At 59.0% G+C, this 13,050-nt stretch carries 11 protein-coding genes; all 11 read right to left on the reverse strand.

The window, feature by feature from the left end; all coding sequences use genetic code 11:
- Nucleotides 1–9 precede the first annotated feature (9 nt).
- The 11 genes from CI070_RS11710 to CI070_RS11760 all read right to left on the reverse strand — a co-directional run bounded on the left by CI070_RS11710 (nucleotide 10) and on the right by CI070_RS11760 (nucleotide 13,043).
- On the reverse strand, nucleotides 10–1,131 hold the full coding sequence (locus tag CI070_RS11710) for a hypothetical protein (RefSeq protein WP_094136787.1): 1,122 nt from the start codon (nucleotides 1,129–1,131) through the stop codon (nucleotides 10–12).
- A 43-nt stretch (nucleotides 1,132–1,174) separates the two neighbouring features.
- Nucleotides 1,175–1,783 (reverse strand): 3-isopropylmalate dehydratase small subunit, encoded by a 609-nt coding sequence (locus tag CI070_RS11715; RefSeq protein WP_094136788.1) that lies wholly within the window; start codon nucleotides 1,781–1,783, stop codon nucleotides 1,175–1,177.
- 18 nt (nucleotides 1,784–1,801) lie between these two features.
- Entirely contained in the window at nucleotides 1,802–3,214 is a 1,413-nt protein-coding gene (gene leuC, locus CI070_RS11720; protein ID WP_094136789.1) for a 3-isopropylmalate dehydratase large subunit, read from the reverse strand.
- Nucleotides 3,215–3,416: 202 nt separating this feature from the next.
- Nucleotides 3,417–4,055, reverse strand: coding sequence for a lipoyl(octanoyl) transferase LipB (lipB, locus tag CI070_RS11725; RefSeq protein WP_094136790.1), 639 nt, complete (start codon nucleotides 4,053–4,055; stop codon nucleotides 3,417–3,419).
- A gap of 35 nt (nucleotides 4,056–4,090) precedes the next feature.
- Nucleotides 4,091–5,110: an N-acetylmuramoyl-L-alanine amidase family protein gene (locus CI070_RS11730; protein WP_179218453.1), complete on the reverse strand. Its 1,020-nt coding sequence runs from the start codon at nucleotides 5,108–5,110 to the stop codon at nucleotides 4,091–4,093.
- Between the two features lie 160 nt (nucleotides 5,111–5,270).
- A complete protein-coding gene (gene recA / locus CI070_RS11735; protein WP_094136792.1) occupies nucleotides 5,271–6,311 on the reverse strand; it encodes a recombinase RecA in 1,041 nt (346 codons plus the stop codon).
- Nucleotides 6,312–6,536: 225 nt separating this feature from the next.
- Nucleotides 6,537–7,487, reverse strand: coding sequence for a cell division protein FtsQ/DivIB (locus CI070_RS11740; RefSeq protein WP_094136793.1), 951 nt, complete (start codon nucleotides 7,485–7,487; stop codon nucleotides 6,537–6,539).
- 44 nt (nucleotides 7,488–7,531) lie between these two features.
- Nucleotides 7,532–8,467: a D-alanine--D-alanine ligase gene (locus CI070_RS11745; RefSeq protein ID WP_094136794.1), complete on the reverse strand. Its 936-nt coding sequence runs from the start codon at nucleotides 8,465–8,467 to the stop codon at nucleotides 7,532–7,534.
- A 22-nt stretch (nucleotides 8,468–8,489) separates the two neighbouring features.
- Nucleotides 8,490–10,787, reverse strand: coding sequence for a UDP-N-acetylmuramate--L-alanine ligase (gene murC, locus CI070_RS11750; RefSeq protein ID WP_094136976.1), 2,298 nt, complete (start codon nucleotides 10,785–10,787; stop codon nucleotides 8,490–8,492).
- Entirely contained in the window at nucleotides 10,780–11,904 is a 1,125-nt protein-coding gene (murG, locus tag CI070_RS11755) for an undecaprenyldiphospho-muramoylpentapeptide beta-N-acetylglucosaminyltransferase (RefSeq protein WP_094136795.1), read from the reverse strand. Before murG ends, murC begins: the two co-directional genes overlap by 8 nt.
- Nucleotides 11,901–13,043 carry an FtsW/RodA/SpoVE family cell cycle protein gene (locus CI070_RS11760; protein WP_094136796.1) on the reverse strand — a complete coding sequence of 381 codons (1,143 nt, stop codon included), beginning with the start codon at nucleotides 13,041–13,043 and terminating at the stop codon, nucleotides 11,901–11,903. Before CI070_RS11760 ends, murG begins: the two co-directional genes overlap by 4 nt.
- Nucleotides 13,044–13,050: the final 7 nt, after the last annotated feature.

The following is a 13,050-nucleotide window of genomic DNA, read 5'->3' on the forward strand; positions in this document are numbered from 1 at the left end:
GTATTGTTGTTACAGGTTGCTTTTGCGGCTTTGGGTTGCCAGGCTTTCCTGGAAGGAATTGACTTCCTCCAGCAGGGATGAAAAACGTTCCGCCACTTCGCCGTCCACCTGGCAGCCGCAGTTGTCCAGCGCAGCTACCGTCTGGCGCGTTTGTTCCACGCACAGGGCCATGCGGGCGGCCATGGTGCAGTAGTCCGCAGCGTCCTCCTTCTCCTGGAGGAGGCAGGAAAGAATGCGCGGGGTGATGTAGCGGATGCAGTAAAAAATCTGGTTCAGGGGTTCCGGCGGCCCTGTCCTGTTTCTCTGGGCTTTGTTGATTTCCCGGCTGAACCGGTGCTGGCACAGGTCCGTCAGCTCCATCACCTGCTGGAAAAGGGGGTGGAACATGCAGGACTGCACTTCCTGGGCTTCCTGTTCGTTGAGAATGTCAAACAGGCTGAGCATGCCGGTGCTTTTGCAGGAGCAGGGCGTCCCCGTTTCTTCCGACTGGGCGATGTTGTCCAGCACTTCGTCCCAGCCCATGACAAAAGCCACACGGATGTCGCCGCTGGGGTTCAGCCTGTATTTTTGGAATACCTCCTGGTAGGCGATGGCGATGGCTTCCGCTTCCCGCAGGCGTTTGTCCCAGTGGTGGTCGGGCAGGTTGCCGTCCTCCTGGTGGTTGGAATAGGCCCTGGACCATTCCTTTACCTGAGTCCGCAGCATCTGCTGGTTCGCCATGATCTGGGCCTGTTCTTCGCAGGAATCCATTATCCATTCGGGAAGGGAGACTTTGATGGAGAAGGCCGTACTTTCCAGCAGCACCATATCGTGGTGGCTGGTGAACCATTCCAGGTACAGGGCGTTTTCCATGGTTTTCCTGCCTTTGACAGGCATGCGCCGGCTGGCCGTCATATCTCCCACCACCCCCAGGATATGTTCCGGGATCTGGGTAAGTTCCGCAGGAAGCATTTGGGGAGAAGGATTCCTGAAGTCAATCACGCAACCGGCCAGATCCTGGAGGCAGTCCCCCTGCAGGGTGATGTTTACCGGATGAGGCATCCCCATGAGCTGCAGCGTAAGATGGACGGTTCCGCGTTCGCGGTTGTCCAGCGTGCCGTAGTGGACGTAGTCTGTAATTCTGAAAATCATATGGGGAAGGGGGGAGAAGGGGAGGAAAAAGGTGAATGCTGAATCAGCAGGAGGCTGAGACCCGGGGCAGTTCTTCGTTTTTCTTTTCTACGGCGTCCATGTTGACAAGCAGTTCCGCAATGGAATCCCATCGGCCCCGGGTCAGGGCTTCGCGGGCTTCCGCCGGCATCCGGATGGGGAAGGAGCCTTCCTTCCAGGAAACTGTCATGTCCAGGAGGTCAATCGTCACTTCCGTTTCCGGGTGATCGGAAATGTGCCGTGCCAGAGCGGCAATATCGGCGGCAGACGCGCACACGCAGGGCAAACCGATGCCGGTGCTGTTGCCGAAGAAGATTTCCGCGAAAGACTCCGCGATGACGGCTTTGATGCCGGAACGCCTGATAGTTTGCGGGGCGTGTTCGCGGGAAGAACCGCAGCCGAAGTTGGAGCCGCCCAGAATGATGGAAGCCCCTTTGAAGCGGGGATCGTCCACCGGGTGGGATTTGGATTGCCCGTTTTCGTCGAAGCGTTCGTCCCAGAACATGACTCCCGCCAGTTCGTCAAACGTGATGCATTTGAGGAAGCGGGCAGGGATGATGCGGTCCGTGTCCATGTCCGGTCCCGGGACGGGAACGCAGGTGCCGGTGATGGAGGTGAATTGGGTCAGAGACATAAGGAGAAAATTGGAAAGTTAATTCAGGGAGAATACTTCGCGGGCATCGGAGACTTTCCCGGTCAGAGCGGCGGCGGCCACCATGGCCGGGCTCATCAGCAGGGTGCGCCCGGTGGGGCTTCCCTGCCGTCCCTTGAAGTTCCGGTTGGAGGAGCTGGCGCAAAGCTGGTCTCCCTGGAGTTTGTCCGGATTCATGGCCAGGCACATGGAACAGCCCGCCAGGCGCCATTCAAAGCCGGCTTCACGGAAAATGTCCGCGATGCCTTCCTCCTCGCATTGCCGGGCAGTCATCTGGGAACCGGGAACGGCCAGAGCCCTGATGCCGGGGGCCACATGGCGACCCTTGATGAGGGCGGCCACTTCCCGGAAGTCTGAAATGCGGCCATTGGTGCAGGAACCTACGAAGCACACTTGAACCGGCAGTCCTTTAAGAGGCATGCCCGCGGGGAATTTCATGTATTCCAGCGCTTCGTTGATCATCTTCCGTTCATCGTCGTTCGCGGCGTCGGAAGGATTGGGCGTGCTGCCGCTGATGCCCGTATTCTGGTCCGGAGAAATGCCCCATGTCAACGTAGGCTCAATGGAGGCCCCGTCAATTTCCACGATTTCATCGTATTCCGCATCTGCGTCGGAGGCGAAGCCCAGCCAGCGTTCCACGGCTTTGTCCCAGTCTGTGCCGGTGGGGGCGAACAGGCGTCCTTTGATGTATTCCACCGTGGTTTGGTCGGGGTTCACGTAGCCGCAGCGCGCCGCGCCTTCAATGGACATGTTGCAAAGGGTCATGCGTTCGTCCATGCTCATGGCGTCAATGACGTCGCCGCCATATTCATAGGCGAAGCCCAGGCCGCCCTTGGCTCCCAGAAGGCCGATGATGTGCAGGGCCACATCCTTGGCGCGTACGCCGGGGGCCAGTTTTCCGTTCACATTGATGCGGCGCACCTTGAGCGGGCTGAGGGCCAGGGTCTGCGTGGCCAGCACATCGCGCACCTGCGTGGTGCCGATGCCCATGGCAATGGAGCCAAAGGCTCCGTGCGTGGCCGTATGGGAGTCTCCGCATACGATAGTCATGCCCGGCTGGGTGATGCCGAGTTCCGGCCCCACCATATGCACGATGCCCTGGAGGCCGGTGGGGATGTCGAAGAAACGGATGCCGTTTTCAGCGCAGTTCCGGCGCAGTTCCCTGATCATGGCGTCCGCCGTGGCGTCCGCGAACGGTTCCGCCTGGTTGTCCGTGGGAATGATGTGGTCCACGGTGGCAAAGGTACGTTCCGGGTGACGCACGGTCAGGCCCAGGTCCCGGACCATTCCGAAAGCCTGCGGAGAAGTGACTTCATGCAGCAGGTGCGTGGCGATGAATATTTGCGTTCTCCCATCCGGCAGGATGCCGACGGTATGAGCGTCCCAGATTTTTTGGAAAAGCGTTTTCCCCATAGCTGGCATAAGCATCCGTCCGTTCGGGAACCGCGTCAAGATGCAAGGACGTATTGCTGACACGGTCTGTGTCTTACAGAAGGCGTTTTTTTGAACATTTCCTCTGCATTCATGGTCTGATTGGGCCTCTTTCCAGCCTTTGGCGCCTTTCCGCCTTTAAGGAAAGGATGGTTTTCGTGCCCTCTGCACGTTTCGGATTCTTTTAATGCCGGTGAAATTTTTCTTCCCACAGCGCTGCAAAAACGTCTCCGAAACATTTCAACAGGTTTCCTTCCGGCGGGGGGGAGGACATTTCATCCTCCAGGCAGGTCATTTGTACGCCCTGGATGCCGCAGGGGGTAATAGCAAGGAAGGGAGGCAGGGATTCCCGGGTTACATTGAGGGCGAAGCCGTGCATGGCAATCCATTTTTTCACCCCGACGCCGATGGAGGCTATTTTGCGGTTTTCCACCCAGACGCCTACCAGCCCTTCCCGGATGCGGGCCTGCACGCCGAACCGGGCACAGGTTTCAATCAGGGTATGTTCCAGGGTGGTGACGTAGCGGTGCAGATCCCTGCCGCAGCGGTTCAAATCCGTAATGGGGTATCCGACCAGCTGGCCGGGGCCGTGGTAGGTGGCCTGGCCGCCGCGGTTGATTTCATGAACGGGAAAGGGAAGCACGGAACCGGGGTGCAGGCTGGCATGATTCCGCGTGCGTCCGATGGTATAAACCCCGGCATGTTCCAGCAGCAACAGGTCGTTTTCCCTGTCCGGATCTTCCTGATGAGCCTGAACCAGTTGTTCCTGGAGCCGCAGGGTTTCCTGGTAATCTGCCAGGCCGGGAATGCGGATGATGTTCATGCTGCTGAAGGGAGGCCCCGGGACAGTTAGGGAACTCAGCGCGTTCTGCGCACTTGCTGGCCAAGGGCGGTGCGGTATTGATGCACGGCGGCGGCCAGGGAAGAGGCCATGAAATTCTGATAGCGCTCCGTGGCGATAAGCAGGGCCTCCTGCGGGTTGGACATGAAACCGCCTTCCACCAGAATGGCGGGATGCTTGATGGTGCAGAGCACGGAATAGCGCGCGCGCTTGATGCCGCGGTCCACCATGGAAATACCCTCCTTGATGGCAAGCGGCCCTTTCAGCATGTGCCCCTGAACGGCTGTAGCCAGGGCGATGTTCATGCTGTCCTGGGCGTTGCCCTGCAGAGCGTCGTGGCGGATATTGCGGGACATGGAGGAGGAAGTGCCCGCGGGCGCCAGCGTGAAGGTTTCCACCCCGCGGGCAGAGGAGCCCCCGTCATTGAAGTGGATGCTGATGAAGATGGCGTTGTTGTGCCTGTTGGCAATGCGGACGCGGTCCTGGAGGGCAATGAAGTTGTCCGTGTCACGGGTCATCACCACCTGGTAGCCCATGGCTTTGAGGCGATCGCGCAGTTTTTTGCCCACGGAGAGGTTGATATCCGCTTCCCTGTTGATGCGGTTGCGCGTGCCGCTGTCATGTCCGCCGTGGCCGGGATCAATGACTACTGTGTTGAAGCTGCGGCGGTTGGCGATGTAAGTGGGACGCAGAACCGGATCAATGATTTTGTGCAGGTCCATATTGGAAACCATCAACCCCTTGGAGGGATGGTCAGCCACAGGATAGGACAGCACGAACTTCATGTTGTTCATGAACATATCCTGGCTGCGCGCCTGGATACGGATTTGAACCTTTTCCGGCACCTCGTAAACTTTTTGACGCCCTTCCGTGCGTTCCCTGGTCAGTTTGTAATGGGTGCGCACCTCGGACATCGGAATATACTGCACTCCATTAATGATTTCCGGATTCCATCCGAAGGCCGTGGACAACGTCAGCAGAAACATGCCCACAACGCCGAGCACGGCTGCAAATGATGTGCGAGAGGTCGGATACATAGGAAGATATCGCATCCAGACTAACGGATTTTTCATGACGCACAAGGGAAAAGTTCCCATGAAAGATTCTTTTGCGCTTCTGGTTCCGGAAAGAAAAAAAGCGGCTCCCGGGAGGGGGAGCCGCCCTGGAATGGCGGTGAGGGGGCGGGAACAGGCGGGATTATTTGGCGGTTTTCTCGTCCATTTTGGCCTTGACCTGTTCTTCAATTTCCGCGTACAGCTCCTGGTTGGATTTGAGGGCTTCCTTGGCGGCGTCGCGGCCCTGGGCGATCTGGCTGCCGTTATAGCTGATCCAGGAACCGCGCTTCTGGATGATGTCATATTCCATCGCCAGGTCCAGCAGGCTGCCCACGGAGGAGATGCCTTCATTGTACATGATGTCGAATTCGCATTCCGTGAAGGGAGGGGCTACCTTGTTCTTGACTACCTTGATTTTGGTGCGGTTTCCGGCCACAACGCCGTCGCTGCCCTTGATCTGGCCGGTGCGGCGGATGTCCACGCGTACGGAGGCGTAGAATTTCAGGGCGCGGCCGCCGGGGGTGGTTTCCGGACTGCCGAACATAACGCCGATTTTTTCACGGATCTGGTTGGTGAAGATGCAGACGGTGCGGGCCTTGGAGATGAAGCTGGTGAGCTTGCGGAGGGCGGCGGACATCAAACGGGCCTGGGCTCCTACCGTGGAATCCCCGATTTCTCCTTCCAGCTCCTGCTTGGTGACCAGTGCGGCCACGGAGTCCACCACGATGACGTCAATGGCGTTGGAGCGGACAAGAGCCTCGCAGATTTGCAGGGCTTCTTCGCCGGAGCTTGGCTGGGAAACCAGCAGGTCGTCCAGGTTCACTCCCAGGCGGGCGGCATACTGGGGATCCAGCGCGTGTTCCACGTCAATGAACGCAGCCAGGCCTCCGGATTTCTGGGCCTGAGCAATAGCCGTCAGGGTCAGTGTGGTTTTACCGGAGGATTCCGGGCCGTAGATTTCCACAATCCGGCCGCGGGCAAAGCCGCCCACACCCAGGGCGCGGTCAATCAGGAGGTTGCCCGTGGGAATGACGTCCACTTCCATTTTGGCGTTGTCTCCAAGGCGCATAATGGCGTTTTCGCCGAAGTCTTTCTGGATTTGGGAGAGGGCCAGGTCAAGGTTGCGCTTGCGGGCTGCCGCCAGTTTTTCCGCTTCGGGGGATAAAGGTGTTTCGTTGCTCATATATTGTGGCACAGTATAGCCGGCACAGCTTTATTGGCAAGTGTTCTGTAGGTCTTCACAGACGCATTCCCCATTGAGAAAGAACAGAATTCTGACATGGGGAGAATCTTGTGAAAACCGGGTGGCCCGTTCGGCTGGAAATTAGGGAAAACCGGGAAACGGGAGAGGAAAAGAAGTCTGGAACCGGGGAAGAACCCGTCTTTTCCGGAGAGCGTCCGGGCAGCATTATTCTGCAATCGGCTCCGCGAGGGGAATATCTTCGTAGGAATCGTCAAAGATGACGGGAATGTTGTGCTCCGGAATCAGGTTGATGGAACTGATTTTACGGTGCGTCTGGCGTGCGTGCCGGAGGGCGCGGGACAATTTTTCCACCTGGTGTTCCAGGCCGTAGTGGCTGAAAGTAGCCTGGCAGTCATTAGTAAAACGCACACAGAAAGACCAGTCGTTGGGTGTCGTGATGGAGACGATGCTGGGGAGGTATTCCGTTACTGTGCCGGAAAGCAGCTCAATCAGTTTCATGGGCGCTTCCAGTTCCCGGATGCTGACGCCATAGCTGAGTTTGCCGGAACTGGGCGGCCTGAGCGTCACGGAAGGCATGCGCTTTTCCCGGATATAAGGCATGTGGACTTGCTCCATGCAGGGGAAGATAACGCCCTCCTTGTCTGCCAAAGCGCCGTATTTGGCGTCTCCCGGGTGAATTCCGAGTTCCGGGCAGTCAATCCAGGCTACGGGGATGCGCGCGTCAATGTCCACCAGCAGCGTGGGGTTGGAGGATATCTGGCGCTTGACGGAAGCCCGGCGGATGGCGGGACATTTTTCCAGGCGCTGTTCCAGCTCTTCGGCGTCTATGGAAAAAATATTGTCCTGTGGACCTATGCCCATGACGGAAAAGGCCTGTTCAGAGTTGAAAATGCCGTTGCTTTTCAGGGTGACGGTATCGATGGAAAGCCAGTCGTATTTGAGGATATAATCTTTCCAGAGAAAAACGATCGCCCCGATCAGGCCGAAAATAAGCGCATAAACGGTGACAGTGTGGTACAGCTTGCGCCGGAAGAGCCAAAAACGGTAGTTTTTGCCCTTGCGTTCGATGGTCTCTCTTCTGGCCTCCCGTTCCAGAAGAAGCATTTCCGGCCTTTTGGCGGAACGGGGGACTGGCGTTGTGGCTTTGTGCGACATCGGGGGGTGCGGGGGCGACTCCCCGCCCTCTGTCAGATATTACGTTATTTACGGGGGGTGGCTAGCGATAATTCCGCTATTTTTTCGCAAAGGTTTTCGTAGGGCCATCCAGAGGCCGCCGCAGCCTTGGGAAGCAGGCTGGAAGGGGTCATGCCGGGAATGGTGTTGATTTCCAGCACGAAGGGGGCGCCGTCTTCTTCGCGCAGCAGGACGTCCACGCGGCCGTACACTTCCACGCCGGCGGCCTTGTAGGCTTTCAGGGCCGCTTCCTGCACCTTGGCGGCGGTTTCTTCCGGGAGATCCGCCGGGCAGATATAATCCGTGCCGCCGCCCATATTCATCCACGGGTATTTGTTGCTCAGGTCGTAGAAGCCGGAGCGGGGGCAGATATGAATGACGGGAAGGGCTTTCCCGTCCAGGATGCCGACCGTCAGTTCCTTGCCTTGAATGAACTCTTCCACCAATACGGTGGTGCCGTGGGTTACGGCTTCCTCCATGGCGGGGAGCACATCCTCCTGCCTGCGGACGATGTGAACGCCTACGCTGGAGCCCTCACAGGGAGGCTTAATGACGAAGGGCAGGGGAAGGGACGGCATCACGATGCCGTTGGAACAGTCCAGAATTTCCGCTTGCGGTGTAGGAACCCCCGCATCCAGAAATACTTTCTTGGATGCGGATTTGTCAAAGCACAGGGCGCTGGCACGGGAGCCGGCCCCTGTGTACGGAATGCCGCGTTCTTCCAGAATAGCCTGAAGGGTTCCGTCCTCGCCGAACGTGCCGTGGATAATGTTGTAGGCCAGCTCCGTGCCTTCCGGCAGCCGGAAATCCGGGCCGTGCACGTCCACCTTCGTTACATCGGTGAATCCGGCCCGGCACAGGGCGTCGTAAACGGAGTTGCCGGAAACGAGGGATACTTCTCGTTCTGCCCCCGGGCCGCCGAGCAGGAGGGCGATTTTGAGGTCGCGCTTGAGAGTGTTCATATGAGAATAAATAGTGAGTGGGTTAAAACTGAGGGTCCCGGTCTCCGATGACCTGGGCTTCCGATTTCAGGCCGATGCCGCGGTTTTCCATAGCCTCCTTGCGGATCATGTCGATCAGGATGGTGATGTCCCTCGCTCTGGCATGACCCCGGTTGATGATAAAATTGGCGTGCACGTCTGATACGCAGGCGTCTCCCACGCAGGCGCTTTTCAGCCCCAGTTCATCAATGAGCCTGCCTGCCGGGATTTCCGGCGGGTTATTGAAGATGCAGCCGGCGCTGGCCCCGACGGGCTGGGAAAGCTTCCGCTTGGCCCGCGCCGCCTCCAGAAGCCGTTCCATTTCTTCCGCAGGGGCGGGCCGCGCCTCAAACACGGCCTGAAGCACAAAGTTGTGGACCAGGTCCGGAATGGAACGGTACTGGGCATTCAATTCTTCCCTTGTATGGCTGCGGATTTCCCCGTCTTCATCCAGACAGGTGACGGAGACGAGGTTGTTGACCATGTCCGTGCCCATGGCTCCGGCGTTCATGCGGAGGCTTCCCCCCACGTTGCCTGGGATGCCGTCCATCCATTCCAGGCCGCCAAGGCCGTTCTGGACAGCGGCGGAAACCAGTTTTTTCAGCCGCACGCCCGCTCCGGCGGTGAGGCGGTTCCCCTGGATTTCCAGCACATCGAATTCTCCCCCGGAGGGGTGGATGACGGCGCCGCGCAGGCCTCCGTCCCTGACAATGATGTTGGAGCCGCGGCCAATGACGTGTACGGGGATATTCCTGTCCCGGCAATAATTGACGGCAGCCTGCATTCCGGAGAAGGTGGAAGGTTCCAGCCAGTATTGGGCGCAGCCGCCTACCCCCATGGTCGTATGGCGTGACATGGGTTCGTACAGCTTGCCTTCCAGAGAGCCGCCCGCAGTGCGTTCCAGGTCTTCCAGCAGGGCCAGGTCGTGCGCGATGCGCATGCCGCATTCATGGACGTTCCCGGCTCCCAGCGTCAGGAACAGGTCTCCCGGTTTCAGTTCGTTGCCGATGGCATGGTGGGCTGTGCCCAGGTCGGGAAGGTAACGGGTTTCCACAGGGCCGTGCCTGTGCATGGCGTTAATGATCGTCTGCCCGCTTACCCCTTCAATGGGCAGTTCGCTGGCGGGATACACGTCCGCCACAAAAACGAGGTCCGCTTCCTGAAGCACCTTGCCGAAGTCATCCGCCAGGAGCTGCGTGCGCGTGTAGCGGTGCGGCTGGAAGTAAACTACCAGACGGTTCGGCTGGAGGGAACGGGCAGTTTGGAGCGTGGCGGCTATCTCCGTGGGGTGGTGGCCGTAGTCGTCCACAATCCGGATGGAGGTGGAAAGATATTTGGTTTCAAAGCGCCGTTTGGCTCCCGCGAAGGAGGCCAGGCCCCGCGTCACCGCCGGGAAATCCACGCCCAGTTCCGTTGCCAGCGCAATCGCAGCCAGGGAATTCAGGACATTGTGGCGTCCGGGGATGCCCAGTTCCACGCGGCCCAGTTCCTCTTTCCCCTTCAATACGGTGAACAGGGTGCGGCCGCGGCGTTCCTGCACGTCCGTAGCGGTATAGTCCGCATCGGACCAGCCGTAGGAAATGGAATTGGGGTATTTGGCGCAGACATCCGCAGCGCCGGGATGCGCGCGGCAATAGATAATCTTGCCGCGCGTCTGCGAACAAAGCTGGTCGAACACGGCTTTGATTTCATCCAGATCCCTGTAGTGGTCCAGGTGTTCCGGTTCAATGTTGAGGACAATGCTGTGTTCCGGAATGTAATTGACCAGCGTGCCGTCGCTTTCGTCCCCTTCCGCCACCAGGTATTCGCTGTCTTCATTCCAGTGGGCGTTGGTTCCCAGCACGGGAATTTCCGCCCCCACATAGTGGCACGGGCGCATGCGGCCTTCCCTCATCAGGTGCGCGCAGAGGGCTGAAGTGGTGGTTTTCCCATGCGTGCCGGAGACCACGACTCCTTTCTTCCCGTTCAGAATGGCCGCCAGGCATTCCGCGCGGCGCATGCAGGGAATATTCAGCTTGCGAGCTGCCGCCAGGGCCGGATTGTCCGCCCGGATGGCGCTGGAATAAATGACAATTTCCGCATCGGAAACGGCGTCTGCGGAATGCGGGCAGGAAAAAGACAGTCCCAGGCTTTGGAGCCGTTCGGTCTCCGCGCTGGTCACCCGGTCGCAGCCGCTCACCCGGTGCCCCATTTCCATCAGCATGAGCGCCAGGCCGGACATGCCTGACCCGGCTACTCCAATGAGATGGAGGCGTGCCGGGTGTTCCCTGTCTGTCAGTCGTTTGCGTAAGGTCTCAATCATGGGGGGCTGCATGGGACGTATGTTCAATGACGTTGGCGATGCGGGATACTGCATCAGGCATGTCCAGACGTAAAGCACATTCATTCATGGAGGCCAGCAGGGAAGAATCCTTGAGTACTTCATTCAGAAAGGCCGTAATATCGTCCGGCGTGAGGGTGTTTTCACGCATCATGCGCGCCGCTCCGTGGGCCGCGAAAACGCGTGCATTGTGCGCCTGGTGATCGTCTGCGGCGAAGGGATAGGGAACCAGCAGGGCGGCCTTCCCCATGTGGGCCAGTTCCGTCAGGCTGGATGCCCCGGAACGGGAAATGACCACATCCGCTGCGGCGTACGCGGCAGCCATGGCGGAACAGAATTCAATGACGTGCACGTGGGGCATGTCCGCCGTCAGCTGACTGACGCGCGCAAAGTCCGCGGAGCCGGTGATGATGAGGAAGTCGCACAGGTCTGCGCATTGACGGGCGGCTTCAATGACCAGGGAGTTCAGATTCCTGGCCCCCTGGGAACCGCCCATCACCAGGGCCACGCGGCGGTCCCGGGGCAGATTGAGTTCCGCCCTGGATTCGTTTTTGTCTTTCCGGGCCACCATTTCCTGGCGTACCGGGGTGCCGGTGACAATGCATTTGGCGGGATTGAAGTAGTGCCCGGCTTCTTCAATGCCCAGCAGCACGTTCGTGCAGAATTTGGCGGTCATGCGGTTGGCCTTTCCGGGCAGCGCGTTGGAATCGTGCACGTAGGTGCGGATTCCCTTGCGGTGGGCGGCGTAAACGGGAGGGAATGAAGTGAACCCCCCCATGCCGATGACGACGTCCGCTTCCACCTCATCCAGAAGACTGCGGCTGAAACGGACGGCCTGATACAGCCTGACGCCGAAGCCCAGCAGGGCCAGGGATGGGATTTTGGGCATCGCGATGGCCTCAATGGTGCGGAAATCAAGATCCCCGTAATTTTTGCTGGCCTGAGCGTCCACTTTCTTCTGGGAGATGAGGAGCGTGACGCGATGACCGCGCTTTTTAAGTTCCTGGGCTACGGCTATGCCGGGAAAAAGGTGCCCTCCCGTGCCGCCGCAGGCGATCACGATGTTCAGGGGGGGATGTTTGAGAGAGGGTTCAGTCATAATCTTACGTCAATGGAGCGTTCGTCTTTGCGGGTGATTTCACAATTGGGCTGGGCTCCGGTGGAAAATCTCTGGATGCTGGTAAGCATGCCCAGGGCAGCCAGCGTAAAAACCAGGTTGGTGCCCCCGAAGCTGATGAAGGGCAGAGGCAGGCCGGAGTTGGGCACGGCGTTGGTTACTACGGCGATGTTCAGAATGGCGGGACAGAAAATGGTGGCGACGATCCCCACGGCCAGAAACCGTCCGTAGGCGTCCCGGCACTGCATGGCTACGCCGATGCCGGCATACGTCATCAGGAAATAGCAAAGCAGGACGAACATGGTCCCGTAAAAGCCGAATTCCTCTCCCAGCGGCGCGAAAATGAAGTCCGTATGAGCAAAGGGAAGCGTGCCGTGCTTTTCCGCGCTGTTTCCCAGGCCCACCCCGTCCAGCCCTCCACGGGACAGGGCGATGGAAGCCCGGTATTGCTGGAGGCCGGCGCCCAGGCGGTGGGCGTCCAGGTCTTTCCAGGCCAGGAAACGTTCCAGGCGGTTGGCGTTGCTCTGCACCAGAACGTACAGGGCCGTTCCGGCCAGGGCGAAAGCCCCGCCCAGGTAAATTTTGCGCGTCCCGGCTACAAACATGACGCAGAACGCGGCCAGGGCCAGGGCTACGGAGGTTCCCATGTCCTTTTCAAAGAGAATCAGGGCAAGAGGAAGGCCGAAGATAAGGCCGGGCATCACAAACCCCCACCAGAAAGAGGTGGTGCGGTCCCGGTACAGGGCCAGCCAGTTGGCCAGGGCCATCATCATGCAGAGTTTGGCGCATTCGCTGGGCTGGAACTGCATGCCGATGGTGATCCAGCGGCGTTCCCCGTTGATTTCCTTCCCGATGCCGGGCACATAGCACAGAACCAGCAGAAAGCAGGCCCCTCCAAGAATCCACCAGATATATTTCCTCCATATCCGGTAATCTATACGGGAAAGAATCATGGCCCCCACCAGACCGGCGCAGGCAAAGGCGGTCTGCTTGAACAGGGGTTCGTACGGGTGCTTGGTTTCTTCCGCCCACGCCGCCGTGCTGGATACCATCACCAGGCCTACGACCAGAAGGCAGATGACGAAAAACCAGACCAGAATCATGCAGACTTTGGAAGACATGGCGGCG

This window comes from Akkermansia muciniphila, assembly GCF_900184965.1.
Classification (GTDB): domain Bacteria; phylum Verrucomicrobiota; class Verrucomicrobiia; order Verrucomicrobiales; family Akkermansiaceae; genus Akkermansia; species Akkermansia muciniphila_A.

Bases quoted from the DNA above. Each gene is read 5' to 3' on its own strand.
- CI070_RS11710 (WP_094136787.1), bottom strand. From the start codon at position 1,131: ATGATTTTCAGAATTACAGACTACGTCCACTACGGCACGCTGGACAAC.
- CI070_RS11715 (WP_094136788.1), bottom strand. From the start codon at position 1,783: ATGTCTCTGACCCAATTCACCTCCATCACCGGCACCTGCGTTCCCGTC.
- murC (WP_094136976.1), bottom strand. From the start codon at position 10,787: ATGATTGAGACCTTACGCAAACGACTGACAGACAGGGAACACCCGGCA.
- CI070_RS11760 (WP_094136796.1), bottom strand. From the start codon at position 13,043: ATGTCTTCCAAAGTCTGCATGATTCTGGTCTGGTTTTTCGTCATCTGC.
- lipB (WP_094136790.1), bottom strand. From the start codon at position 4,055: ATGAACATCATCCGCATTCCCGGCCTGGCAGATTACCAGGAAACCCTG.
- recA (WP_094136792.1), bottom strand. From the start codon at position 6,311: ATGAGCAACGAAACACCTTTATCCCCCGAAGCGGAAAAACTGGCGGCA.
- CI070_RS11740 (WP_094136793.1), bottom strand. From the start codon at position 7,487: ATGTCGCACAAAGCCACAACGCCAGTCCCCCGTTCCGCCAAAAGGCCG.
- murG (WP_094136795.1), bottom strand. From the start codon at position 11,904: ATGACTGAACCCTCTCTCAAACATCCCCCCCTGAACATCGTGATCGCC.
- CI070_RS11730 (WP_179218453.1), bottom strand. From the start codon at position 5,110: ATGTATCCGACCTCTCGCACATCATTTGCAGCCGTGCTCGGCGTTGTG.
- leuC (WP_094136789.1), bottom strand. From the start codon at position 3,214: ATGGGGAAAACGCTTTTCCAAAAAATCTGGGACGCTCATACCGTCGGC.
- CI070_RS11745 (WP_094136794.1), bottom strand. From the start codon at position 8,467: ATGAACACTCTCAAGCGCGACCTCAAAATCGCCCTCCTGCTCGGCGGC.